This window comes from Pusillimonas sp. (genome assembly GCF_044464525.1).
Lineage (GTDB): Bacteria > Pseudomonadota > Gammaproteobacteria > Burkholderiales > Burkholderiaceae_B > Pusillimonas.
Genome location: NZ_JBIQLE010000002.1, coordinates 86,547 through 110,158 on the forward strand (window position 1 = coordinate 86,547; position 23,612 = coordinate 110,158).

Here is a 23,612-nt window from a genome sequence, read left to right on the forward strand (position 1 = left end):
GACTACCCGAACAAACCGTGCAAAAACCAGCCGGAGCTTACGGAAGCACGTTGGCGATAGACCCAGTAGCGCGCGTACTGGGCGTCTTGGGCGATGAAGTAATCGCGTTGCTGATGCCCCTGGTCGCTCCACCAGCCGCTTTCGATGCGTTCGGGGCCTTGAATCAGGCGCAGTCGGCGGCCCTGATAGATAGGGCTGTCTTGCCGGATGTCCAGGGCCAGAGGAGGATCAAGAAGCCAAAAAGGACGGGCCTGGCCTTGCGCCGGGCTTACTGGGTTAAAGGCTTGCCGGCGCTTAGCGCCTACAGCCGGCGCCCAAAGATTGGCGACTTCGGGCAAATGACTGGCAAGGGGCTGCGGTTGCAAGACGCGGTCTTCGCCCAGCCGGGCTCGTAGAAGATCAAGCAGACGGCTTTCTTGACGGGCCCATTGAGCGGGCTCTGGAAACAAACCCGGGTTATGAGGCGTGCGCTCTTGGGTTTTCTCAACAAGCAGTTCAACGGCGATGACATGACCGGACAGTATCAGGCGGTTGAATTGTTCAGCAAGGGAAGGCAGGAAGTCGTCCGGGCGCCATCCAGCCTGTGACAAGGAAAGCTCCAGTCGGGTGGGCGGCCGGGCATGGCGGCCTTTTTCGTGATGCAGTAAAAAGACCAGGCAAGCCGTGGCGTGATGGCCGGCCTGAAGCCAGCCGCAAAGCTGCTCGACCAGTATGTGGGCCACGCCCAATACGGCGTGGACATGCTCCAGACGCTGCTCGGTATCGTAGCGGCGTTGAAAGGTTTCGGGCGGCGATGCCCAGTTATAGAGCGGCGTGTCCAGCCCGTAGGCCGCATCGATGGCTTGCATGGCCTCGGGCCCGGTACGTTGCTGTAGGCCTTTGCGAGGCAAACGGCGCAACTGCCCCAGGGTGAAGCATCCCAGGCCGTTCATCCAGTCGAGCCAGGGCGACAATGCGGGCAAGCAGCCTGGGGACAAGGCATCGAGCCGCCGCGCCAAAGTGGTTAATTTAAGGACGCGTCGTTGCGGGCTTTGAGCTTGCAGAGCCAGCGCCCAAGCCCCTTGGGCGCTGGGCGCCATGGCCAGCCGGGTATTGAGCCCGAGGCCCTGCAGGGCGCGCCGAGCCTTGTGCCATAAAGCGCGGGGGCCGCCAAATAGATCGAGGCTGGCGCTGACATCCATGGCCAGCGAGTGCGGATCAAGAACGGTGATGTCGGGGGTGTACTGCAACAGGCAAAGCAGGGCCTGGCGCAACCCTTCAGCCTCGGCCTGGAGATCGCGCCGACGCAGTACAGCCTGTGGCGCGCGAGCCTGTGCAGTGCCGCGGCGCATGCCGGGCAAAACGCCTGCTTCGCGGGCGGCCGGCGTCAGGGCGCAGACCTGATCGTGATCCAGAACGGCCGCAGCGAGCTTTTTAGTGTTCCATTGAGGAAAAGCGGCGTCGAGGCTGTGAAAGGGCAGATAAAGACTGATCCAAAGAGACATGGTTGACACCAGCGCCGGAATGGGCGCGTTCGGGATGCAGGACGATGGGGATGGCGTGCTCGCAAACGGGCCCGCATCGTTTGACGACGGCGACGTGCAAGCCATGAAAGGCGGGGCTTAGGCCAAGCCTTAACGGAGCAGCGCAAGGCTGGCGGCTTTCGGCCGATGAACGCAGCATGATGAGCAGGGTGTCGCTTTGCCGGGCGGCCACGTGCAAGCGCCGCAGATCTTGAGGCTGGGCGCCGGACGCCCAGCAAAGCAGGGCGGCGCAGGCATTGTGGCGAAGGGCCTGCTCGCAGGCCCAAAGCGTATCGTGGAGGGAATTGCTTTGGACCCAGAAGACATTGTGGTGGCGCAAGCCCCAATTGGCCCAGCACTGGGCATGCACCGCATAGGGCGGCCGGATGAACATAATGCTTCGCTCGCCGCCTAATTGGGCCAGGGCCGGACGCAGCAAGGCGATTTCACCGATGCCCGGACGCTCGAGGGTGAGTTCGACCAAAGACCCTATGGGCCAGCCTTGGCCCGGCAGCTCGGTATCAAGCTGGGCAAAACCAGTGGAAAGCGCGGGGCGCTGCGCCCTGGCAAGCTGGGAGCCTTTCCAGAGACCGGGATGAATGCGCTCGGGGTGGCGAAGCAGTGAAGAAGATGGCTTCATAGGTGGCTTCAATACTGTATTTATATACAGTATATCTTACCGGGTGAAGGCTTTTCCGACCTGATCCTGGGTTTGTCACAAAAGATTTAACTGCTAACCTACACCTATGTTCCAAGCATACGGCGTATAACGATTTTCATGACTACATCTTCAGGCTCCAAAGAGCCGCCTCCGATGCCCCTGATCTACGTGCCCGCACAAGGCGCTCCCAAACAGCTTTTCGTTCTCCTTCACGATGATGCTTCCTCACCGGGGCAGTTAAGCCATCTGGCTCAATCCATCAAACAGGCGTTTCCTCAAAGCATGGTCGTATTGCCCTATGCACCATTGCAAACGACCGAAGATGTTCGCCACTGGTTCGACCAAAACGGCCTGACTGAAGAAAATTATGTGGAGCGGGTTCGGGCGGCTTTGCCGGGGCTGGTCTCACTTATACAGCGCCTTCAAAGGCAATACCAATTCGAAGGAGAGCACACCGCCCTGGCAGGCTTTGGCCAAGGCGCCACCATTGCGCTCGAGGCTGTCCATGCACAGCTCGACCTGGCCGGGCGGGTACTGGCATTTTCGGGCAGCTACGCAAAACTGCCCGACATGGCTCCGCCGGCCACCACACTGCATTTTCTGCACGGCGAAGAAGACCCCATCGTGCCTGTCGATTTCATGCATGAAACCCACAAACATATGGCCGAAATTCAAGGCGACGCCACCCTGGACATTGCTTCGCGAATAGGCCACGAACTGCACGACGCCCTGGTCAGGCAGGCCATCTACAGATTGCAAACCTGTGTTCCGCTACGAAGCTGGAAAAGCGCCCTGGGTGAGTTGCGTAACGAGCCTGAAGGGATCGATCTTCAAGACCTTGATCCGCCTAACCCGACACTGCATTGAACGGCCAGTCGTGGCGTTCGGCGGCCGTGCCTTGGCGATCGTAGGTAATTTCGCTGAAAAAACCGCGGCCTGCCGCGTCGATGGCCACCACAGTGGAGCAGCGCGTGCCGTACTCAGGGCTGATGATGAAAGGGCTGCTGAGCAAACGTTCGCGCTCCAGAGTCAAGCCGGTGCTGGGCAGCGCATCGTCCTGGGCAACGGTCTGGTCCTTCAGGATGTCAAAAATCGGGGTCAACGTTATTGGAATGTTTTCCAGGGGGTAGTTGTCCAACCGTTCTTTCAGGCGCTGCGTCTTGGGCCAGGCTGTGTTCAATAAATGGTTCGACAGCACATGACGTCCGGGCCCCAGTTTCATGGCTTGACCGCCCTCGTGCCGATTGCCGATGTAAAAGGCCTGCTTCAGGTCGCCCACGATAAGGTTGAAACCGTTGTAGCGATCGCCTTGCAGGGCAACTGATTCGGCGTAAACGCTGGGTTTTTCCTTGCCTTGCAGGAAATCGGCGACCAGTGCTCCGCGCGAGGCGGCCTGGGGATCGTAGGCCATGTCTCGGTAATTGGTCAGCAGCGCGAATCGGCCTTGCCGGGTGACGCCCAGCCAAGTGCCTCCGGCGATATTGTCGATGCCGGCCAGCAGGTGGGGATGAGTCGGCCAAGGGGCCGCAGCAGTGGCGGGACGGGCGTGGAACTCGTCGCGGTTGGCTGCAATGAACAAAGGCCAGTCGGGATGAGCGCCGATAGCCAGATAGGCGATGCACATGAAAAATCGACGAACAAAAAATATGCCTTGTAGCTTAACGCATTTGGACGGGCGGGGCGGCCACGTGCCGCCGGCTACGCGACGCTACAGCATGGCCAGGTTGGTTTCGTTCTCGACGAAATTGCGCAAGCGGACCGCATCGCCTATGCGTGAATAACTTCCGCTTGCATTAAGCAGCACGATGGCCAGATCGCGGCCGCCGATGCGGGCGACCATGACCAGGCATTGCCCGGCCTCGTTGATGAAGCCGGTCTTGGAAAGCTGGATGTTCCAATTGTCGTTTTTGACCAGTCGATTAGTATTGTTGTATTTGAGCGTGTGCCCTTTGTTGATGGTGACCTGATAGCTTTCATCGGTAGAGTAGCGCTGGATGAGCGGTTCTTGTGCAGTTGCCCGCAACAGCTTGACCAGATCGCGCGGGGTCGAAACATTAAGCTCGGACAAGCCGGTTGGCTCGACAAAGTGCGTGTTGCGCATGCCCAGCGCACGCGCCTTGTCGTTCATGGCGCGCACAAACGCAGGCATCCCGCCGGGGTAGTGGCGGCCCAATGCGTTGGCGGCCCGGTTTTCGGAGGACATCAACGCAAGGTGCAACATGTCGGCGCGGCTAAGCTTGCTGCCGACACGAAGACGCGAGCGTGAATGGCGCATGCGATCGACGTCGGCATCGATGATGGTAAGCGTTTCGTCCATGGGCAAGCCGGCCTCGGCCACCACCAATGCCGTCATGAGCTTGGATATGGAAGCGATGGGACGGGCCTGGTCGCTATTCTGGTCATACAGCACGGTCGAGCTGGACAGGTCTTGCACGAAAGCCACTTCAGAGTGCAACTGGGCAAGCCGTACGCCGGCCGATGATGGCGGCGCGTGCCGAGGCGCTGCGGGTGCGGTTTCTAGCCGACTTTGACGTAAAGCCACCTGAATGACGCCGCCTTGGGCTGAGCCGGCCAGCGCATGGTTTTTTCGTGGGGCAAGGGTTGTCGCCTGCGAACTGGAAACAGCTTGCATTTGAACCGAACCGGCCTGTTGAGCCCAAGCCCCGTTCGAAGCGAATACGCCGGCAAATAGCAGGGCGGCCAGGGAGCAAAACAAGGGTTGGCGAAGGGCGATGGGCATGGCGATCCAGTCTGGGGAAAACTGAAATCGATATTATCAGAAAACTTGGAAATTACCAATATATTTATAGAGTTACATTCATAAGTTAAAGCGGTTTTGTATGTTGCCCATGTATCAGGGTCATGACGTCCATCCCCAGCTTGTCGCCAAGCATGAAAGAAACGTAATTGTGCAACTGTTCGTGCTGTGAACCAGGGGTTCCGCGGCACTTCACCCGTACAATATCGCCCACACTGTTTACTTTTGGACACCATATGACGGACTGGCCATTCCTTTACGCCCGCCGCATCGGCGCCATCGGGGCGCTGGCCCTTATCATGATGGCGGCGTGGTGGGGCTCCGGGGCGCAAGCCTCCGTACGCATCGATGAAACCACCCGCGTCGCGATCATCTCGGCCTTCGAACCCGAGCTGCTTGTATTACGAGGCTCGCTTCAAGATGCGGAAAGCCATTCGATCAACGGCGTGGAATTCCTGACCGGCGCATTGCAGGACAAGCCAGTGGTGCTTTTTCTAAGCGGGGTCAGCATGACCAATGCCGCCATGAACACTCAATTGGCGCTGGATCGTTTCAAGATCAGCCACATCATATTCAGCGGCGTTGCGGGCGGCGTAAACCCCGAACTGCATATCGGCGACGTCACTGTGGTGGAACGCTGGGGGCAGTACCTGGAAACTGTGGCGGTACTCGAGGTTGAGCCGGGACGATACGACGCGATGGGCGTGGGCGGTGAAGTGGATGCGCCGGGTTTCGGCATGTTCTTCACGCGGCCCGTCATGGTTAGAAGCGCTGCTCAACCCGCGCTGCACGAAAAGTTCTGGTTCGACAGCGACCCGGGCCTGCTTGATGTGGCGCGGCGTATTCAAAGTGTCGAGCTGACAAATTGCGACGCCAAGGGGCAATGCCTTTCGCATCGGCCTTCGCTTGTCATCGGCGGCAATGGTGTGTCGGGACCGGTATTCGTCGACAATGCGCAACTGCGCGAGCATCTGCACAGTGCTTTCCAGGCCAATGTCGTTGACATGGAAAGCGCCGCCTGCGCCATGGTGGCTTACAGCAATGGCGTTCCGTTTATCGCTTTTCGCTCGCTCAGCGACCTGGCCGGCGGCGGCGACGGCGCCGAAGAAGTCCACACCTTTTTGAACCTGGCGGCCGAGAACTCCACCCGCGTATTGATGGCTTTTTTGAAAGCATGGCAATAAGGCAGACTGTGAACCCAGACGAAACCTCGGCGCAACGCCTGATCAAGCAATTCAACCTGCAAGCCCACCCCGAGGGCGGCTATTACCGCGAAACCTATCGCAGCCCCTTGGGCGTGATGGCGGATGCAGGCCGGCGCAGCGCCTCCACCGCCATTTACTACATGCTCGAGTCTGGCGACCATTCCGCTTGGCACCGCATTGCTTCCGACGAGCTGTGGCATTTTTATACGGGGTCTGCCTTGAACGTTTACGTTCTGGACGATGAAAAGGGGTTGGTCACGCACCGCCTGGGCGACCCTCTGCGCGACCCTGCCTGCACATTCCAGGCGGTTGTGCCGGCGGGTTGCTGGTTTGCGGCCCAGTTGGCATCAAACGCATGCCGACCCGCCGCAGCGCGTTTGAAAACCAAGGGCTCAGGCCCGTCTGCCGCCGATGCGCAGAGCAGCAGCTTTGCTTTGGTGGGCTGTACGGTGGCGCCCGGATTCGAATTCAGCGAGTTCGAAATGGCCGACACGTGCGTCTTGATCGAGCAGTATCCCGCTCATGCCGGCCTGATAGCGCGACTGGCTCCTATTCAACGCTGAGCATTGCAGGAAAAGCACGCGTCGGCCCTTCATTTGTGCGCAAAGAAGCGGCTGCCTCTTCGGCCTTCACATGCTCGATACACCACCACGACGGCAACAGCCGGCGTACCACCGGCCGCTTGTAGCGATCGTCCATCAAATACACCACGCCCTCGTCTTGCGGGGTGCGTATGATGCGTCCCGCGGCTTGCACCACCTTGCGCAGGCCCGGATACAGGTAGGTGTAATCTTGGCCGCGTCCCGCAAAGCAGGTGTTCAGACATTGCTTTAAAGCTTCGTTGACGGGGTTGACCTGGGGCAGCCCCAGAGTGGCAATGAAGGCGCCGATCAGACGCTCGCCGGGCAGGTCTATCCCCTCGGCAAAGACGCCGCCCAGCACGGCAAAGCCGATGCCTCGGCCGGAACTGTCGAAACGCGCAAGAAAACCCGCTCTGGCGGCGGGGCTCATATCGCGGGACTGAGTCCACGTGGGTATGTCGGGATGATTGGCGTCAAGGGTGGCGGCCAGACGGTGCAAATAATCAAAGCTGCCGGCAAACACCAAATAGTTGCCGGGCTTGCGTGCATATTGGGCGGCGATGATCCGTGTCATGGGTTCAAGGGAAGCGTCCCGGTCGGCCCAACGCGTGGAGATGTCACCAATGATGCGTACTTGAAGCTGTTCGGAGCTGAATGGGGTGTCTACCTCGACCCAGGCCGTCGAATCGGGCAGGCCGAGCACGTCTGCATAGAACTCCCAAGGTTGGAGGGTGGCCGAGAACAGCACACAAGCGTGCGAGGTTTCAAAGCGCGGCTTCAAGTAGGGCGCGGGCATGACATTGCGAATGACGCATTCCGAAGATGGCGCCTTGGCTTCACTGCCCTTGGAAATCGAGGTTTCGAATACAGAGTGCGGCCCAAAGCTTTCTGCCATGCGTAAAAAATGCAGCACGCCGAAGTAAAAGCGCAACGCCTCGTCATGCGCTGATTCCTCGAGCTTTTCAAGTTGCTCGGAAAGCGCGCCTGCCACCTGTTTCAGCGCTTGGAGAAAGGGTTGCGCCGGTGTGTTGTGGTGCCGGTAGGGTTCGGCTTGACCATCAAGCAACACCGTCCAGGCATCTTCAAGTTCGTCCAGCATGCCATGCAGGCCGGCCGTGGCGCGCGAAAGGCTTTTAAGGTCATTCAGCCGCAACGCAGCGGTGTACATGGCGCGTGCGCGCTCGACGAGATTATGGGCTTCGTCGACCAATACAGCAATGCGCCATTGCTGGGTTTCGGCCTGAGCGTGCAAGGTGGCGCCCACATCAAAGTAATAGTTGTAGTCGCCTATGACAACGTCGCACCATGGCACAAGCTCCATCGCCAGGTGATAGGGGCAAACCAGGTGCTCGAGAGCGATACGCCGCAGCGCCGCGCGGTCAAGCAGGCCGGCTTGCACCGCGGACGCCCGCGCTGCGCCCAAACGATCATAAAAGCCCTTGGCCAGCGGGCAACTCTGGCCGTGGCAATGCTTGTCGGGGTGCTCACAAGCCTGTTCGCGGGAGGCCAGCTCAATGACGCGCAAAGACTTGGTTCCCGTCTTCCGGATCACTCGAGCGGCATGCAGCGCAACCTCGCGCCCCGGGGTCTTGGCAGTGAGGAAGAAGAGCTTGTCCAGGCCCTTTCCCGGGTCCTTGGGCGGCATGGCTTTAAGAGCCGGGAACAGTGTGCCCATGGTCTTGCCGATGCCGGTGGGAGCCTGTATTGCTTGATGGGCGCCGTCGCGCAAGCCGCGGTATACCGCTTTGGCCAGGGTGCGCTGGCCATCACGAAAACCTTCGAAAGGCAGGCGAAGCGCCAGCAAGGCCTCATCGCGCGCTTCGCGGTGACGCAGTTCCTGCTCGGCCCAGGCCACGAAGTTGTCGCACAGCGCACTGAAATGCTGCTCGAGTTCGAGGGCGCTGCGGGATTCGCTGCGCACGGTCTCTCGCCCGGAGGTGATGTTGAAATACACCAGGGCCAGGTCGATGGTGTCGAGCCCCAGTTTCCGGCACATGAGGTGGCCATAGACGCGCACTTGCGCCCAGTGCAGCCCGCTTTGGCTTGCCGGCATGTCGCGTAAGCGGCCTCGATAGGTTTTTATTTCTTCGAGCCGACGGGCGTCAGGATCGAAGCCGTCGGCGCGCCCGCGCACCGAAAGCGGCCCCAGGTGCCCCTGAAGCGTGACTTCCTTTTGGTAATTGGCGGCACGGTGGCTCATGACGATGCGGTGGCCTGCCACCCCTTCCTGACCGCTGGGCGCCAGATGAAAGCGTAAATCGAGATCGCCGCGGCGTGCTGCGAACTCGCACAAGGTTCTTACAGAGACGGCGTAATTCATGGCGATTCCGTCCAGCGCACGAAACAGACGGCGACGGGCATGCCGTGCTGGGCAAAGTAAGCCAGCCAGCGTCGTTGATTGTCTTGCAGCCGGTCACCAGGGCCCTTTACTTCGATCATTCGATAGTTTTTTGTGGCAGGCTGGAACTGGATCAGGTCGGGCAAGCCTGAACGGTTGCCGGGAATATCGACCAGCAAACGCTCGCACCATTTTTTGAGATGCGTGGGCGGTATGCAGTGCAACGCCTGTTGCAGCACCGCATCGTTCAACAAGGGCCAGTGCACGAATGAACATTGCCTGCCGTATTTGGCCGCGAAGTTCTCCTGGATGGTGTGCCGGTATTGATCTGATTCCAGTTGCGACAAGCAAGTCTTGAGCAGGTCTTTACGCCTCAAGCTGAAACCTGGGTCGTGAAGATCTGCCGGCCCCCGCTGAAAAGGGTGGAAGAACGCGCCCGGCAGCGGCGCAAAGATGGCATCCCAGCAAAGAAGGCCGAACAAACTGTTGATGAGCGTGTTTTCCACGTAGTGCACAGGTGCGTCGTCGCGATGCAAGTATTCGCGAGCCACCTCTTCGACGCGCTGCGCCGCTGCATGGGGCACGTCGATTTGAAACGTTTGCGGTGGCGGTAGTGCGGATTCGACCTGGACTGGGAGGCCCAGCTTGCGCCTCAGGCGCGGTTGCATGCGTGCAAGCAGTTGCGCCTCGGCATCGCCGGCGGGGCTCTTTAGCGCCTCTTCGGCGCAGAGCAAGGCTGATTCGTGTTGCAAGGTGCGTTCCAGCACGCGCACCCGCCGCACCCTGGCTTCGCCATGGCTGCTTGCGCCATAGGCTTGCAGCGCGTCTTCCCACTTCTGTGCCCGTTCGCACGCTTGGCCGATGCGAAACAGCAGTTTGGCGCGGCGGCGTTCTATCCAATGGTTGGCGTAAGGTTGTGCGGGAATGCACGCCATGATGGCCTGGAGGTCGTCGTTGGCACGCAGGCGTTCTGCGCATTCATGCAAATGCAGATAGTCGTCGACATCTTGCCGAGTGTCCATCGCCCGGCATGAGTCGGAGAAGGCCACCGTCTCGTACTGATACAGCCCCAGGTCGGCCAAGACGAATTCGCTCCAGTCTTGACGCATATTGCCAAAAAACATCAGCCTGAAACGCTCGCACATGGGCATGATGAGCAATTCGCAGACCTCATCGTCGGCATCGGGCCACCACTGGCGCAGCGGTAACGCACAATCGCGGATAGTTGCGGGCGGCTCGGTGTTTATGGACGAATGATGCTCATGGGAATCTTGTTCATGGTGTCGGAAGGCGCTTGGAGCCGCTTGGGCGGACAAATGCTCGAACATGGCCTTTTTGGAAAGCGCCGGCGCCAGACCATGGCCGGCGAATGCAAGCAGAAGTTCGGGCTTGGTGAAAAGACCGAACGCCTGTTCGAGATTGAGCAGGGGGTTGAGGTTGACCCACCCGCCCTGAGCCAGCGGCGCAAGCGCTTCTTGAACGCAGCCGATTTCGGTGTAGTGCAGCCTGCCATGACGAAACAGGGCGCCACGGCGCATGACCATGCGCGCCAACAGAGCGCGTGACGCCTGCGGCAGGCCCCGATATTGCTGTATGAAGCCCAGTTCGTCGTGATCAAGCACGTCGGCGTAGCGCTGCCCGACCCAGGTTAATACGAACTCGAAGTTTTCGAGGTAGTAGAAAGGATTGTCGAGCTGTCGCGCCATGATCTGCATTGCTGTTTATTTAAACAGTATAGCAGGGCCGGATTCTCATTCGATGTTTTGCGCCTGCTCCCGCATCTGCTCGATCAATAGTTTGAGGTCGATCGCCGCGCGGGTAACCGCAATTCCACTTGCTTTGGAACCCAGCGTATTGGCCTCGCGATTCATTTCCTGGAACAGAAAATCAAGCCGTTTTCCGAGGCTCGCGCCTGCTTTGTCGGCCTTCTTGGTCTTGGGGGCTTGGGCGCTGCCAGGCTCGGTTGCCGGCGCGCTCTGGTTGCCGGACAAAATGTGCTGAAGCTCACTGAGGTGTGATCGAAGCCGGGCGAGCTCTTCGGCCACGTCGATGCGAAGCGAAAACAAAGAGGTTTCCTGCGCGATGCGGGCAGAGAGCTCTTCGCCGCTGATCTGCGACAGGCCAGAGGGGCTGGCCGCCTCGAGCGTGTCACGCAGCTTGGCCGCCAGCTTCTGGCGATGTTCATCCAAAAGACGAGGCACTTCAGCCTGAACGGCCTCGACGATATCGGCAATGCCGTCGGCGCACTCCAGCATCATTTGGGCCAGGCGCGCGCCTTCGCGCCCGCGGTTGGCCTGAAGTTCGGCCAGGGCCTGGGCGGCGGCCTGGGTGCACAATGCGTTCCAGGCCTTTGGGTCGGGCGCGGTGTCTGACGCGTTGGCCCCCTTGATCAACTCGAACAGGGTCGGCGCCGGTGTGTCGGGTACAAGCGCCCGGGCTTGCTCCAATTGCCGGGTAATGTGGCGCAGGTAGTCATCACTTAAAACCTGTTCCGAGTCGGCGCCGGCACGCGCGAAAGCGACCCTGACATCGACTTTTCCGCGTCGCAAGTAAAGACCGACCTGTTCACGCAACGGTGCTTCGGCCAAACGCAACTCGTCGGGCAAACGTAAATTGACATCGAGATAGCGACTGTTGACGGTGCGAACTTCAACGGTGACGCTGCCCATGTCGGATTCGGCGCCGGCGGCTCCAAAGGCGGTCATGCTGCGTATCATGTAGAGGTATCCTGCATAATGAAGGGTGTTTTCTATTATTGCCCATGGCGGCGCGTTATTTCATCAGACCCAGGAGTTTTTCTTGTCTTCCATCGCTTCTTCCAGGCCTTCCGGCCGCCTGTTCGACCAATTGCGCAGCGTTTCCCTTGAAATCGGCTATACGCGCCATGCCGAAGGGTCGGTACTGATCAAGATGGGCGATACCCACGTATTGTGCAACGCCAGCGTGCTCGATAAGGTTCCGCCTTTTCTCAAGGGAAAGGGACAGGGCTGGGTCACAGCCGAATACGGCATGTTGCCTCGCTCCACTCATACACGATCCGACCGTGAAGCCGCCCGGGGAAAGCAAAGCGGCCGCACGCAGGAAATCCAGCGCCTCATCGGGCGCAGTCTGCGCGCCGTGTTCGATCTTGAAGCGCTGGGCGAGCGTACCCTGCACTTGGATTGCGATGTGTTGCAGGCGGACGGCGGCACGCGCTGCGCCGCCATCACTGGTGCATGGTTGGCGGCGGCGCTGGCAGTGCGCGGGCTATCCGCAAAGGGCGAATTGGCCGGTGAACCATTGCTTGACCACGTGGCCGCGGTGTCGGTGGGCCTGGTGGGCGGCCAACCGGTACTCGATCTGGATTACCCTGAAGATTCGGGCTGCGGCGCCGACATGAACATAGTCATGACCGGCGCGGGCGGCTTCGTCGAAGTGCAGGGCACCGCCGAGGGCCAAACCTTTGACCGCGAAGCGCTTGACACCTTGCTTGACTTGGCGGCGGGCGGCATTGCGAATTTGATCGAACTGCAAAAACAGGCACTGTCGCAAGCCTCCTGACAGTGATTGATTGCAATAGGCCTGCCCTGGCGCCGTCGGTTAAACTGGCGCTGTCATGGTCGGCGGCGAGCTCGCCGGCCGCTGTTCGCGCTAACCGCAATCTCATTTTCTCTTCCGATCGCTCATGCCCAACCCAGCAGTTCCAACCGTTCGTGCCGACGAGTCAAGCCAATACAAGGTCGTCCTTGCTTCAAATAACCCCGGCAAGTTAAAAGAGTTCTCGGCTATTTTGTCGGGCGTTGGCATACAGATGGTTCCGCAGGGCCTATTGGGTGTCTCCGAAACCGACGAGCCCTACACTACCTTCATTGAAAATGCGCTGGAGAAGGCTCGTCATGCCAGCCGGCATACGGGCTTGCCTGCTTTGGCCGACGATTCGGGGCTTTGCGTCGATTGCCTTGGGGGAGCCCCGGGCGTGTACTCGGCCCGCTATGCCAGTTTGCAAGGCGGCCAAAAGTCGGACGCCGCCAATAACCAGCATTTGCTGCATGTACTCGAAGGGGAAACCGATCGCGCCGCGTCGTATGTGGCCGTGCTTGTGTATGTGCGCAGCGCCGACGACCCCCGGCCCATCGTCGCCGAAGGCGTCTGGCGCGGCAGCATTGCAAAAGAGCCGGCCGGCGAAAATGGTTTTGGCTACGACCCGTATTTCTTTCTGCCCGATCTGGGCATGACCGCAGCCGAATTGCCCGCTGAAGAAAAGAACCGGCACAGCCATCGCGCTCGGGCCCTGAGCAAGCTATTGAAGGCTTTGGCCAACGACGAGGGCTAGGTGCAGAAAGTCATTCGCATCATGCCTCAGGGCCGAATGGCCGCGCAACAGCCCGGCGGGACCAGGCTTGCGAGCCTTCCGCCTTTATCGCTGTATGTACATGTGCCGTGGTGCGTGCGCAAATGCCCGTATTGCGATTTCAATTCGCATGAGCTTCAAAGCGAACTGCCCGAGCAAGAGTATCTGGCTGCCTTGCGCGCCGATCTGGAACAGGCGCTTCCGTTGATCTGGGGCCGGCAGGTGTACACGGTCTTCATTGGCGGAGGCACGCCCAGCCTGTTATCAGCCGCCGCCGTGGATGAAATGCTGGCCATGTTCCGCGCCTGTCTGAATTTGTGGCCCGACGCCGAAATCACCATGGAGGCCAACCCAGGCACGGTCGAAGCGCAACGCTTTCAGGATTACGCCCGAAGCGGCGTCAATCGTATCTCTTTGGGAATACAAAGCTTTGACGATGCGGCGCTGAAAGCCCTGGGCCGCATTCACGATTCGGGCCAGGCGCGGCGCGCCATCGACGCCGCGCAAAATGCGTTCAATCGGGTCAACCTCGACCTGATGTTCGCCTTGCCCGGCCAGACGCTGGATGCCTGCCAAGCCGACCTGGCCACAGCCATGGCTTTTGGTACAGAGCACCTATCACTCTACAACCTGACGCTGGAACCCAACACTGTCTTTGCCAAGTATCCGCCCTCCGGGCTTCCCGACGACGACACCGCCGCCGCCATGCAGGATCGCGTGGCCGAACTGGCGGAAGAAGGGGGCTGGCAGCGCTACGAGGTTTCGGCTTATGCGCGGGAAGGCGGACGCAGCCGTCACAACGTCAATTATTGGGAGTTTGGCGACTACCTGGGCATCGGGCCAGGCGCTCATGGGAAGCTGTCTTTTCCCGACCGGATCATCCGTCAATCGCGGCTGCGTCAACCCGCTTCGTGGATGGAAAAAGCGCAAGTGCGCGATGGTGGCCACATTGCCGAAGAGGTAGAGGTCTCTGCGCAAGACCTGCCTTTCGAGTTCATGCTCAATGCATTGCGCCTGCGACACGGAGTTGAAGCGGCCGGCTTCGAAGAACGCACCGGCCTTAACCTGGCCGCCATCCTTCCGGTCTTGAATCGCGCGGTCGACAAAGGCTTGCTCGAAGCAAACCCTTCGCGGATACAAGCCACTGCGCTGGGATGGCGCTTTCTGAATGATCTTCAAAGCATGTTCCTGGCTTGAAAACAGCCCCGAATTCCGTCGACGGTTTTACAGTTCGTATCTGTTTTCCCCGTATTGGCGCGCTGGCTTTGCACTACAATTTGACCCAACATGGGGCGGCGCACCAAAATGGAGCATGCTCCCGTTGAAAAACGCGGTGTTTCCCGGCGAAAAGGTCGAAACCGCCCTGTTCGAAGTACCTAAAACTGGCACGGTTGTTGCGTTAAGCATATCGACGTCCTTATTTTGACCATTATCTAGCTTGGAGCCTTTATGTCCACCGCAGAAGAAATTGTGAAGCTGATCGCCGAACGTGAAGTCGCTTTTGTAGATTTTCGTTTTACCGACACGCTCGGTCGCGAGCATCACATGACCGTGCCCGGCCATACCGTTGATGAAGAAAAGCTCGAGTCCGGGCAGGCGTTCGACGGTTCGTCGATCGCCGGCTGGAAGGGCATCGAAGCCTCCGACATGTTGTTGATGGCCGACCCGACGTCGGCTCGCCTGGATCCCTTCCGTGAGGAAAGCACGCTTATTCTCACCTGCGACGTGCTCGAGCCATCAGACCTGAAAGGATATAACCGCGATCCACGTTCATTGGCCCGCCGCGCCGAGGCCTACCTGAAATCCAGCGGGCTGGGCGATACGGCCTATTTCGGCCCCGAACCCGAATTCTTTGTATTCGATGGCATCACCTGGAATGACGACGCCTCGGGGTGTTTCGTCAAGATCAAGTCTGAAGAAGGGTCATGGTCGCGTGGGCTGGAGCTTGATGGCGGCAACATGGGGCACAGGCCTTCGGTCAAGGGCGGCTATGTGCCGGTTCCGCCTGTGGATTCCTTCCACGACATCCGTTCCGAAATGTGCTTGCTGCTTGAGCAGCAGGGCGTACCCGTCGAGGTGCATCACCACGAAGTGGCCGGCCCCGGCCAAATGGAGATCGGCACTCAGTTCTCCACCCTGGTGCGCCGGGCCGACTGGAACCAGATTCTCAAATACACGGTCCATAACGTGGCTCATGTCTATGGCAAGACAGCCACATTCATGCCCAAGCCCGTGGTAGGCGACAATGGTTCGGGCATGCACGTTCACCAGTCCATCTGGAAAGACGGGCAGAACCTGTTCGCGGGCAATGGCTACGCGGGCTTATCCGAATTCGCATTGTTCTACATCGGCGGCATCATCAAACATGCGCGCGCCCTGAATGCCCTGACCAATCCTTCCACCAACTCGTACAAGCGGCTGGTGCCGCACTTCGAGGCGCCGGTCAAATTGGCTTACTCGGCGCGCAACCGCTCGGCGTCGATCCGCATTCCTTACGTCAGCAGCCCCAAAGCGCGCAGGGTCGAGGCGCGTTTCCCTGATCCGCTGGCCAATCCATACCTGGCCTTTTCGGCCATGATGATGGCCGGCCTGGATGGCGTCCAGAACAAGATCCACCCGGGTGACCCGGCCGACAAGAACCTGTACGACCTGCCGCCCGAAGAAGACGCCAAGATCCCCACGGTGTGTGCTTCGCTTGAAGAGGCCGTGCAGGCGCTGGACACCGACCGCGAGTTCCTGACCCGCGGAGGAGTCTTCAGCAACGACATGATCGACGCCTACCTCGAACTCAAGATGGCCGAGATCACGCGCCTGCGCATGACGACTCATCCGATCGAGTTCGACATGTACTACAGCCTGTAGGCGGCTTAAGGCGGGCGGAGCGTATGGTGATGCATTCCATCGACCACTACGATCTGCTTGCCACGGCGATATTGGCGCTGGATGAAGCTGGCAAAGTGCTTGGCGCCAACGTCGCCGCCCAGGAACTGTTTGGTCTTTCTCAGCGCCAACTTGCAGGCCATGAGGCCTTGGCGATGTTCGAAGCCGAGACAGCGCTGGAAAGTCGATTCGGCGACGCCGTGCGAGGCCTGTACGGTGTCTTCAGCCTGTCCACCCTGGCACGGACTCAATCCGGTGCACTACCGGTAAGCGTCACGATAACCCCAGTCGGCCACCTCACCTGGAGCGCCTTGCTCGAGGTGCGCAGTCTTGAACATCAAGGCGCACCCGACCGCACTCAGCAATTAAGCAAAGAGCTTCAAGTCCAGCGCGAATCTTTGCGTAATCTGGCCCACGAGATAAAGAACCCCTTGGGAGGCATACGCGGCGCCGCCCAGTTGCTCGAGGCCGAGCTGGCACAGAGTCCTCTGCGGGAATATACCGGCGTTATCGTGAACGAGGTCGATCGGCTCAAGGGCTTGGTGGATCGGCTCATCGCACCCCAGGGCGACACCCTTCGAATGGCGCGCTTCAACATTCACGAAATCTGCGAGCGCGTCTTTACTTTGCTGCGGGCGGAGTTTTCTCCGGCCATAGAGGTTAGGCGTGACTATGACGCCTCGGTTCCCGAGTTGACGGGAGACCGCGAGCGCCTCGTCCAGGCCTTGCTGAACATCGCGCGCAACGGGGCGCAGTCATTGGTTGAGGGCCACTGCACCATCGCACCGACCCTAACCTTGCGCACACGCATCGGACGGCATCTTGCGCCGGCCGGCCGCCCGGTACGCATGGGAGTCATCGTTTCCGTGATCGACAATGGGCCGGGTGTTCCCGATGAGTTGCGCGACAAAATATTTCATCCACTGGTAACCGGTCGGGCCAGCGGAACAGGGCTTGGCTTGAGTCTTGCTCAGGAGTTCGCGCAACAGCACGGCGGAATCGTCGAGTTTGACTCCCGTGCGGGCCGCACCGAGTTTCGCCTGATATTGCCATTGGAATCGCCCTGAAGCTGGTCCACAAGGAAAATGGGCGCCTGCGCCGTTGCTTTTCAGAAGTTATTTTGGAGCTGTCATGAAAGCCGTCTGGATAGTCGATGATGATCAAAGCATACGCTGGGTGCTTGAGAAAGCCCTGCAGCGAGCCCAGCTTCCCACGCGCAGCTTCGTGTCGGCCCACGACATGCTTGAAGCCCTGGAGACGGACGTTCCCGATGTATTGATTACGGACATACGCATGCCCGGCAAGGATGGCCTCGCCTTGCTTCACGAGATCAAGCAGCGCCTTCCAGAACTGGCCGTCATCGTCATGACGGCCTATACAGACCTGAGCAGCACGGTGGCTGCCTTCCAGAAGGGAGCTTTCGATTACCTGGCCAAGCCGTTCGACATCAATGAGGCGGTGGCGCTGATTCAGCGAGCTGCCGACACTTCGGCAAAGCGCAGCCAAAACGCGCCGCCGGCCGATTCTTCCGATGTTGGCGAAGCACCGGCCGCAAGCAGCAATCCGGAAGTCGCCGTGGCGAAAAAGGGCGACCGCTTGATGATGAGATCGGCATCCGCGGCCATGCAAGAGGTGTTCCGGGCCATTGGGCGCCTTGCCGTCTCATCGGCGACCGTGTTGATTACCGGTGAATCGGGCACTGGGAAGGAACTGATCGCCCGTGCCCTGCATACTCACAGCACGAGGGCTGCAAACCCCTTCGTCGCTCTGAATGCGGCGGCCATTCCCCGCGATCTTCTCGAAGCTGAACTGTTCGGTCATGAGCGCGGCGCATTCACGGGCGCCACGACGATGCGTCGGGGCCGCTTCGAAGAAGCTGACGGGGGCACATTATTCCTTGACGAGATTGGCGACATGCCTTTCGAGTTGCAAACCCGGCTGCTGCGTGTGCTGGCCGAAGGCAGCTTCTACCGCGTTGGCGGATCGCAGGCTGTGCGGGTGGACGTACGCATTGTGGCGGCCACCCACCAGCCGCTGGAGCAACGAGTGGCGCAAGGGCAGTTTCGAGAAGATCTGTTCCATCGCCTCAATGTGATCCGCCTGCGACTGCCGCCGTTACGCGAACGCAAAGAAGATATTCCCGCATTGGCAGACTTGTTCCTGCAGGAAAGCGCCGAAAAACTGGGTGTGCCGACCCGAAAACTCACACCCGAGGCTCAGGCGGCCCTTGTGCGATTCGAGTATCCGGGCAATATCCGTCAGTTGGAAAATTTCTGCCACTGGGTGACGGTGATGGCCTCGGGACAATGGGTGGACGTCGGCGACCTGCCTCCAGAACTTAACTCTGGCGGCGGATTACTCTGGGCGCAGTCCAGTGTTCCCGTCGACGGGGGCCTCGAGCGCACTGCAAAGCAGGAAGATTTGGGTATGCCGGTATGGGCGAATTTACTGGCCGACGACGTAAGCCGGCGGCTGGAGCGCAATGAGCCCGCCATCATGGCCACCTTGCTGCGCGAGTTTGAAGCGACTTTGATCCGCACTGCTTTAGGACATTCTCGCGATCGGCGAGCCGAAGCTGCGCAGCGGCTTGGAATAGGGCGCAACACGCTCACTCGAAAATGCCAGGAGCTGAACCTTTATCCTGCTTCTTCGCCCCGCAGGTAAGCCTGCGCCCGCTGCGCCATCAATGCCTCGCGACGAATGAAATCGGCAACAAAGGGGCTGGCCGGCGCATGATGCAACCCGTAAGGCGTGTCCCACTGCACGATCACGCCTTGTTGCATGACGCCGATGCGATCCGCGATGGCAAAGGCCTCGGCCTGGTTGTGCGTGACCAGCAGGGCCGTGTGGCCGGTGGCCTTGAGGATGTCGCGCACTTCAAAAGCCAGTCGTTCGCGCGTGTCAATGTCGAGGTTGGAAAAAGGCTCGTCAAGCAACAGCAGGCTGGGTTCGGGCGCCAAAGCACGCGCCAGGGCTACCCGTTGCTGCTGGCCGCCGGACAGCTCGTGCGGGTAGCGGCGGCCCGATCCTTCCAGCCCCACCAAATGAAGCAGGTCGTTTACGCGTCGGTCGCGTTCGGCCTTGTCCAGCCGGCGCAGGCCGAAGCCTATGTTTTTTTCCACTGTCAGATGCGGGAACAGGGCGTAATCCTGAAACATCATGCCCACGCCGCGATGTTCGGGTTCAAGCTGGAAGCCGGCGCTTGACAGCTCTTTGCCGTCCAGCACGATACGTCCGGCGCGCAGGGGCTCGAAGCCCGCGATGGCGCGCAGCACCGTGGTCTTGCCGCAGCCTGATGCACCCAACAAGCATCCGATATGCCCCTGTTCCAGGATCAGTGAAAAATCCTCGACCACGGCTTGACGGCCCTGGGGAGTGTCGTAAGCCAGCGAGATGGCTTCCAATTGCAATATTTCAGCCATGTCGCAATGGCCTGTGGTCGATGAGGGCGTGCATTGAATCTTGTATGAAACTCAGTGTCCCGATTTTAGCTGGTGGCGTGCCAGCAGTATGACGGGTAAAAGACCGGCGACGACAATGGCCAGCGCGGCGATGGCGCCTTCTTCGTACGTGCCGCGGGCGGCTTCCGCGTAAAGCCAGGTGGCCAAGGTCTCGAAGTTGACGGGGCGCAGCAACAAGGTGGCCGGCAGCTCTTTCATGGCGTCCACGAAAATGAGCAGGGCGGCCGCGCCAATGGCAGGCCGCAGCAAAGGCAAGTGAACCCGTCGCAAGGTGCCCGCGGGGTTTTCACCCAGCAGACGAGACGCTTGTTCGAGCGAAGGCGGGATACGGGCCAGGCCCGATTCCAGGCTGCCCACCGAAATGGCCAGGAAGCGAATGACATAGGCGCATACCAGCGCCGTGCTGGAACCCATCAGCAACAGGCCGGGCGAAACACCGCCAAACAGCTCGACGAACCACCCGATCACCCCGTCGATGGCGATCAGGGGCAGAAGCAGGCCGATGGCCAGGACAGTGCCCGGCAACGCATAACCCACCGTGGAAACACGCGAGCACAGTTTCATGAGCCGTGTCTTGGCGGTATGGGCGCTGCGCGCCGCCCAGGTTACTACGATGGCGCCCGCGACAGTGACCACGGTGGCCATAAGCGCCACGCTTACCGTGTTGTAGCCGCTTTGCAGCAATTGGGCCGAAACACCGCCGGCGGTATCAAAATGCTTGATGGTTTCATTGAGCAGGTAGACGGCCGGAGCGACAAAACCGATAAGTATGGGCAACCATCCCAAAACCACGGCAAGGGCGGCCCGAGAGCCGCGCAGGCGCTCGGGCTGCACGGGCCTCATGCGCTGCGTGCTGGAATAGCGTTGATGCCTGCGCCCGTGCCGCTCGAGCAGAATCAGCAACACGACTATGGCCAGCATCGACAGCGCGATCTGCGCCGCGCCGGCCAGATCAGAACGGGTTATCCATGTGGTGTAAACCGATACGGTAAGCGTCTGTACCCCCAGAAATTCTGACGCGCCGATATCGTTAAGGGTTTCGAGCAGGGCAAGGCTGACGCCCACGGCGATGGCCGGCCGGGCCAGCGGCAGCGCCACGCGAAAGAACACGCCTCGACGTGACTGCCCCAATATGCGGCCGGCCTCCATCAAGCTGTTGGCCTGCGTCGAGAACATGACCCGCGTGCTTAGATAGACGTAGGGGTAAAGCACGAAGCCCAGCAGCACGATAGCGCCGGGCAGGGCGCGTAAATCGGGCAAGCGGAACTGTCTGGGGCTGTCGTAGCCAAGAATGTCCCGCAACAAGCCTTGCACGGGCCCAAGGGGGTGCAAGATGTCGAGATAGGCGAAGGCTACGATATAGGTGGGTACCGCCAGGGGAAGCAATAGCGCCCACAACAATATGCGTCGGGATGGAAAATCGTAGGCCGTTACCAGCCAGGCGCTGCCGGTGCCCAGGCATGCCACCAGAATACCGACACCAAGCAGAAGCAATACCGTGTTACGCAGGGCTGCCGGCAATACGTGCTGTGCGAGGTGGCTCCAATGATCGAGCGAGCCGTCCAGCGCCATCCAGACAAGTGCAACAACAGGCGCCGCAACGAGGACGGCTATCAGCGTGGCGCCAAGGCGCCAGGGCCAGCCTGCCGAAGGAAGCAAGCCCCGCATCAAACCCGTCGAGGCGCCGGCCGGCGCTGATGCGGGAGTGCCGCTGGGTAAGGACTTAGTTGTCGAAGCCAACTTTATCCACCAGCTCGCTGGCCTGCTTGCGATGTTTTGCAATTTCGGACAAAGGCAGGGGATCGACCACCAGCTTTCCAAAGCTTGCCACCACAGGGTCCAGGGCTACGCCTGCACGCACGGGGTATTCGTAGTTGGCGTTGGCATAAAGATGTTGCGCCTGCTCGGAAACCAGGTATTCAAGCAACTTGACGGCGTCGTCCTTGTTGGGCGAATGGCGGGCGACCGCAGCGCCGGAAATATTCACGTGCGTTCCCTGGCTGGCCTCATTGGCGAAAGTGGGGCGCACGACGTGAATGGCGTCGCCCCATTTACGAGCGTCCGAGCCCGGCTCTGAGTTTTTCATGCGTCCGACATAATAGGCATTGGCGACGCCCACGTCGCAGATTCCGCCCAGAATGTCGCGGGCGACATCACGATCGCCGCCGGTGGGCTTGCGTGCAAGGTTGGCCTTCAGGCCGCGCAGCCACTCTTCGGCCGCTTCAACGCCATTGTGGGCGATGAAGGCGGCGATCAGGCCGGTGTTGTATGGGTGCTGCCCCGACCGGGTGCAAAACTTGCCCTTCCATTTGGGGTCGGCCAGCGATTCGTAGGTAAGCTCATTTACGTCAACTTCGTTCGAAACATAGGCGACGCGGTCGCGCATCGACAAGGTATACCAATGGCCGTCTTCGCCGCGAAGGTTACCTGGAATGACGTCGTTCAACACTTTCGAGTCAATGGCTTGGGTAACGCCGCCCTGTACCAGGTCGATAAGGTTGCCGATGTCAACTGTCATCAATACGTCGGCGGGCGATTTGTCGCCTTCGGCCTTCACGCGCTCGAGCAGGCCGTCTTTAACAAAGACTGTATTGGCCTTAATGCCCGTGTCTTTTGTAAACTGCTCAAGAATCGGCTGGATCAGGCCCGGCTCGCGAGTGGTGTAAAGAGTAACGTCTGCGAGCGCGGTGGTGGCGCAAGCCGCCAGGCAGGCGGCGGCCACGGAACGGGCCAAAGGTGCAAGAAAAGGGCGTGACGATCGCATGTATGGGCTTCCTGTTAATGCAAATGATTATCAGCTAGATGTCTACTGCAGAAGCTAACAGTTTAAAGGAAAGCCCGCAACTTCGCCGCGTGATGCGCCGTATTCCAGCTTATATGTGGTGTACGTTTGATTTTTCTCAACAACAGGGTGCTGTGCAGCCCCGAAAAAACCGGCGACACATTCCCTGGATTTGAGCTAAATACCACATTTCAATAGAAAATTAACTTAGTGAACACTAAATAGTGTAGAATTTAATCGTACTGGTTAATGACGACAACCTAGCCTTGGGCTATAGAAGCCAGCGTATACGCTTCTTCTGGCCGATGGCATTTTTTATGAACAAGACTATGGCAGCTTTTAACTCAGAGCAGGTACTTAGCGTACGACACTGGAACGACACTTTGTTTTCCTTTACCACCACGCGCGATACTGCGCTGCGTTTCCATAATGGGCATTTCGTCATGCTTGGCCTCGAGGTCGAGGGCAAGCCACTGATGCGGGCTTACAGCATTGCCAGCGCCAATTACGAAGAAAACCTCGAGTTCCTCAGCATCAAGGTGCCCGACGGCCCGCTTACTTCGCGGCTGCAGCATCTAAAGGTGGGCGACTCTGTGCTTATCAGCAGGAAGCCGGTGGGAACCTTGGTCGTCGATGACCTCAAACCTGGCAAGAACCTGTATCTTTTTGGTACTGGAACCGGCCTGGCTCCCTTCATGAGCATCATCAAAGACCCCGACGTCTACGAGCGCTTCGAAAAAGTGGTGCTGATGCACGGTGTTCGCTATACAAGCGAACTGGCTTATGCCGACTTCATCGAAAACGAACTGCCGAACAACGAGTATTTCGGCGACGTCGTGCGAGAAAAACTCGTCTATTATCCAACCGTTACACGTGAGTCTTTCCGCAATAGCGGGCGCCTGACCACGCTTATCGAATCCGGCAAGCTCTTCGAAGATATCGGCCTGCCCGCGCTCAACCCCGAAACCGATCGCGCCATGCTCTGCGGCAGCCCCGCCATGCTGGCCGACGTCAGCAACATTTTGAACGAACGTGGTTTTGTCGTGTCGGCGGGTGTCGGCGAGCCCGGCGATTACGTTATCGAACGCGCATTTGTCGAAAAATAGCGCAACCG

At 59.6% G+C, this 23,612-nt stretch carries 20 protein-coding genes; 10 read left to right on the forward strand and 10 right to left on the reverse strand.

The window, feature by feature from the left end:
• Positions 1 to 2: 2 nt before the first annotated feature.
• Both ACIY1O_RS01635 and imuA read right to left on the reverse strand, forming a co-directional pair.
• Positions 3 to 1,484 (reverse strand): Y-family DNA polymerase, encoded by a 1,482-nt coding sequence (locus tag ACIY1O_RS01635; RefSeq protein ID WP_397473326.1) that lies wholly within the window; start codon positions 1,482 to 1,484, stop codon positions 3 to 5.
• Entirely contained in the window at positions 1,414 to 2,142 is a 729-nt protein-coding gene (gene imuA, locus ACIY1O_RS01640; protein ID WP_397473327.1) for a translesion DNA synthesis-associated protein ImuA, read from the reverse strand. The genes ACIY1O_RS01635 and imuA overlap by 71 nt, the downstream gene beginning before the upstream one ends.
• A gap of 138 nt (positions 2,143 to 2,280) precedes the next feature.
• On the opposite strand from imuA, the gene ypfH reads away from it, so the two are divergent.
• Positions 2,281 to 3,030 carry an esterase gene (gene ypfH, locus ACIY1O_RS01645; protein WP_397473328.1) on the forward strand — a complete coding sequence of 250 codons (750 nt, stop codon included), beginning with the start codon at positions 2,281 to 2,283 and terminating at the stop codon, positions 3,028 to 3,030.
• Here the strand turns inward: ypfH and ACIY1O_RS01650 are convergent.
• Both ACIY1O_RS01650 and pbpG read right to left on the reverse strand, forming a co-directional pair.
• Positions 3,011 to 3,787, reverse strand: a complete 777-nt coding sequence (locus ACIY1O_RS01650; protein ID WP_397473329.1) for an NRDE family protein — start codon at positions 3,785 to 3,787, stop codon at positions 3,011 to 3,013. The two genes, ypfH and ACIY1O_RS01650, sit on opposite strands and share 20 nt — an antisense overlap.
• An 84-nt stretch (positions 3,788 to 3,871) precedes the next feature.
• Positions 3,872 to 4,903: a D-alanyl-D-alanine endopeptidase gene (pbpG, locus tag ACIY1O_RS01655; RefSeq protein WP_397473330.1), complete on the reverse strand. Its 1,032-nt coding sequence runs from the start codon at positions 4,901 to 4,903 to the stop codon at positions 3,872 to 3,874.
• Between the two features lie 254 nt (positions 4,904 to 5,157).
• Here pbpG and ACIY1O_RS01660 point away from each other — a divergent pair, with 254 nt between their 5' ends.
• Together ACIY1O_RS01660 and ACIY1O_RS01665 are read left to right on the forward strand one after the other, a co-directional pair.
• On the forward strand, positions 5,158 to 6,105 hold the full coding sequence (locus tag ACIY1O_RS01660) for a 5'-methylthioadenosine/S-adenosylhomocysteine nucleosidase (protein WP_397473331.1): 948 nt from the start codon (positions 5,158 to 5,160) through the stop codon (positions 6,103 to 6,105).
• Entirely contained in the window at positions 6,096 to 6,689 is a 594-nt protein-coding gene (locus tag ACIY1O_RS01665) for a cupin domain-containing protein (protein ID WP_397473332.1), read from the forward strand. Before ACIY1O_RS01660 ends, ACIY1O_RS01665 begins: the two co-directional genes overlap by 10 nt.
• On the opposite strand, the gene ACIY1O_RS01670 is transcribed toward ACIY1O_RS01665, so the two are convergent.
• The 3 genes from ACIY1O_RS01670 to ACIY1O_RS01680 are packed head-to-tail and all read right to left on the reverse strand — an operon-like array spanning position 6,676 to position 11,762.
• Positions 6,676 to 9,027 (reverse strand): ATP-dependent DNA helicase, encoded by a 2,352-nt coding sequence (locus tag ACIY1O_RS01670; RefSeq protein WP_397473333.1) that lies wholly within the window; start codon positions 9,025 to 9,027, stop codon positions 6,676 to 6,678. The genes ACIY1O_RS01665 and ACIY1O_RS01670 overlap by 14 nt on opposite strands.
• Positions 9,024 to 10,751 (reverse strand): VRR-NUC domain-containing protein, encoded by a 1,728-nt coding sequence (locus ACIY1O_RS01675; RefSeq protein WP_397473334.1) that lies wholly within the window; start codon positions 10,749 to 10,751, stop codon positions 9,024 to 9,026. The genes ACIY1O_RS01670 and ACIY1O_RS01675 overlap by 4 nt, the downstream gene beginning before the upstream one ends.
• A 45-nt stretch (positions 10,752 to 10,796) precedes the next feature.
• A complete protein-coding gene (locus ACIY1O_RS01680) occupies positions 10,797 to 11,762 on the reverse strand; it encodes a YicC family protein (protein ID WP_397473335.1) in 966 nt (321 codons plus the stop codon).
• 82 nt (positions 11,763 to 11,844) lie between these two features.
• Between ACIY1O_RS01680 and rph the strand changes: the two genes are divergently transcribed.
• From rph to ntrC, 6 genes are all read left to right on the forward strand, one after another.
• On the forward strand, positions 11,845 to 12,585 hold the full coding sequence (gene rph, locus ACIY1O_RS01685) for a ribonuclease PH (RefSeq protein ID WP_397473336.1): 741 nt from the start codon (positions 11,845 to 11,847) through the stop codon (positions 12,583 to 12,585).
• A gap of 124 nt (positions 12,586 to 12,709) precedes the next feature.
• Positions 12,710 to 13,357, forward strand: coding sequence for an RdgB/HAM1 family non-canonical purine NTP pyrophosphatase (rdgB, locus tag ACIY1O_RS01690; RefSeq protein WP_397473337.1), 648 nt, complete (start codon positions 12,710 to 12,712; stop codon positions 13,355 to 13,357).
• Positions 13,358 to 13,378: 21 nt separating this feature from the next.
• Positions 13,379 to 14,572 (forward strand): radical SAM family heme chaperone HemW, encoded by a 1,194-nt coding sequence (gene hemW, locus ACIY1O_RS01695; RefSeq protein ID WP_397473446.1) that lies wholly within the window; start codon positions 13,379 to 13,381, stop codon positions 14,570 to 14,572.
• 252 nt (positions 14,573 to 14,824) lie between these two features.
• Positions 14,825 to 16,237, forward strand: coding sequence for a type I glutamate--ammonia ligase (gene glnA / locus ACIY1O_RS01700; protein ID WP_397473338.1), 1,413 nt, complete (start codon positions 14,825 to 14,827; stop codon positions 16,235 to 16,237).
• A 29-nt stretch (positions 16,238 to 16,266) separates the two neighbouring features.
• Positions 16,267 to 17,322: a nitrogen regulation protein NR(II) gene (gene glnL / locus ACIY1O_RS01705; RefSeq protein WP_397473339.1), complete on the forward strand. Its 1,056-nt coding sequence runs from the start codon at positions 16,267 to 16,269 to the stop codon at positions 17,320 to 17,322.
• A gap of 64 nt (positions 17,323 to 17,386) precedes the next feature.
• The gene (gene ntrC / locus ACIY1O_RS01710) at positions 17,387 to 18,919 is read left to right on the forward strand and encodes a nitrogen regulation protein NR(I) (RefSeq protein ID WP_397473340.1); all 1,533 of its coding nucleotides are present in this window, start codon (positions 17,387 to 17,389) and stop codon (positions 18,917 to 18,919) included.
• Here the strand turns inward: ntrC and ACIY1O_RS01715 are convergent.
• The 3 genes from ACIY1O_RS01715 to ACIY1O_RS01725 are packed head-to-tail and all read right to left on the reverse strand — an operon-like array spanning position 18,892 to position 22,480.
• The gene (locus ACIY1O_RS01715) at positions 18,892 to 19,677 is read right to left on the reverse strand and encodes an ABC transporter ATP-binding protein (protein ID WP_397473341.1); all 786 of its coding nucleotides are present in this window, start codon (positions 19,675 to 19,677) and stop codon (positions 18,892 to 18,894) included. The genes ntrC and ACIY1O_RS01715 overlap by 28 nt on opposite strands.
• 51 nt (positions 19,678 to 19,728) lie before the next feature.
• Positions 19,729 to 21,384, reverse strand: a complete 1,656-nt coding sequence (locus ACIY1O_RS01720; protein WP_397473447.1) for an ABC transporter permease — start codon at positions 21,382 to 21,384, stop codon at positions 19,729 to 19,731.
• Positions 21,385 to 21,439: 55 nt separating this feature from the next.
• The gene (locus ACIY1O_RS01725) at positions 21,440 to 22,480 is read right to left on the reverse strand and encodes a Fe(3+) ABC transporter substrate-binding protein (protein WP_397473342.1); all 1,041 of its coding nucleotides are present in this window, start codon (positions 22,478 to 22,480) and stop codon (positions 21,440 to 21,442) included.
• Between the two features lie 347 nt (positions 22,481 to 22,827).
• Here ACIY1O_RS01725 and ACIY1O_RS01730 point away from each other — a divergent pair, with 347 nt between their 5' ends.
• Positions 22,828 to 23,604, forward strand: a complete 777-nt coding sequence (locus tag ACIY1O_RS01730) for a ferredoxin--NADP reductase (protein ID WP_397473343.1) — start codon at positions 22,828 to 22,830, stop codon at positions 23,602 to 23,604.
• The last annotated feature ends 8 nt before the right edge of the window (positions 23,605 to 23,612 follow it).

Coding starts and splice junctions, on each gene's coding strand:
- ACIY1O_RS01635 (WP_397473326.1), bottom strand. CDS start 1,484: ATGTCTCTTTGGATCAGTCTTTATCTGCCCTTTCACAGCCTCGACGCC.
- imuA (WP_397473327.1), bottom strand. CDS start 2,142: ATGAAGCCATCTTCTTCACTGCTTCGCCACCCCGAGCGCATTCATCCC.
- ypfH (WP_397473328.1), top strand. CDS start 2,281: ATGACTACATCTTCAGGCTCCAAAGAGCCGCCTCCGATGCCCCTGATC.
- ACIY1O_RS01650 (WP_397473329.1), bottom strand. CDS start 3,787: ATGTGCATCGCCTATCTGGCTATCGGCGCTCATCCCGACTGGCCTTTG.
- pbpG (WP_397473330.1), bottom strand. CDS start 4,903: ATGCCCATCGCCCTTCGCCAACCCTTGTTTTGCTCCCTGGCCGCCCTG.
- ACIY1O_RS01660 (WP_397473331.1), top strand. CDS start 5,158: ATGACGGACTGGCCATTCCTTTACGCCCGCCGCATCGGCGCCATCGGG.
- ACIY1O_RS01665 (WP_397473332.1), top strand. CDS start 6,096: ATGGCAATAAGGCAGACTGTGAACCCAGACGAAACCTCGGCGCAACGC.
- ACIY1O_RS01670 (WP_397473333.1), bottom strand. CDS start 9,027: ATGAATTACGCCGTCTCTGTAAGAACCTTGTGCGAGTTCGCAGCACGC.
- ACIY1O_RS01675 (WP_397473334.1), bottom strand. CDS start 10,751: ATGGCGCGACAGCTCGACAATCCTTTCTACTACCTCGAAAACTTCGAG.
- ACIY1O_RS01680 (WP_397473335.1), bottom strand. CDS start 11,762: ATGATACGCAGCATGACCGCCTTTGGAGCCGCCGGCGCCGAATCCGAC.
- rdgB (WP_397473337.1), top strand. CDS start 12,710: ATGCCCAACCCAGCAGTTCCAACCGTTCGTGCCGACGAGTCAAGCCAA.
- hemW (WP_397473446.1), top strand. CDS start 13,379: ATGCCTCAGGGCCGAATGGCCGCGCAACAGCCCGGCGGGACCAGGCTT.
- glnA (WP_397473338.1), top strand. CDS start 14,825: ATGTCCACCGCAGAAGAAATTGTGAAGCTGATCGCCGAACGTGAAGTC.
- glnL (WP_397473339.1), top strand. CDS start 16,267: ATGCATTCCATCGACCACTACGATCTGCTTGCCACGGCGATATTGGCG.
- ntrC (WP_397473340.1), top strand. CDS start 17,387: ATGAAAGCCGTCTGGATAGTCGATGATGATCAAAGCATACGCTGGGTG.
- ACIY1O_RS01715 (WP_397473341.1), bottom strand. CDS start 19,677: ATGGCTGAAATATTGCAATTGGAAGCCATCTCGCTGGCTTACGACACT.
- ACIY1O_RS01720 (WP_397473447.1), bottom strand. CDS start 21,384: ATGCGGGGCTTGCTTCCTTCGGCAGGCTGGCCCTGGCGCCTTGGCGCC.
- ACIY1O_RS01725 (WP_397473342.1), bottom strand. CDS start 22,480: ATGCGATCGTCACGCCCTTTTCTTGCACCTTTGGCCCGTTCCGTGGCC.
- ACIY1O_RS01730 (WP_397473343.1), top strand. CDS start 22,828: ATGGCAGCTTTTAACTCAGAGCAGGTACTTAGCGTACGACACTGGAAC.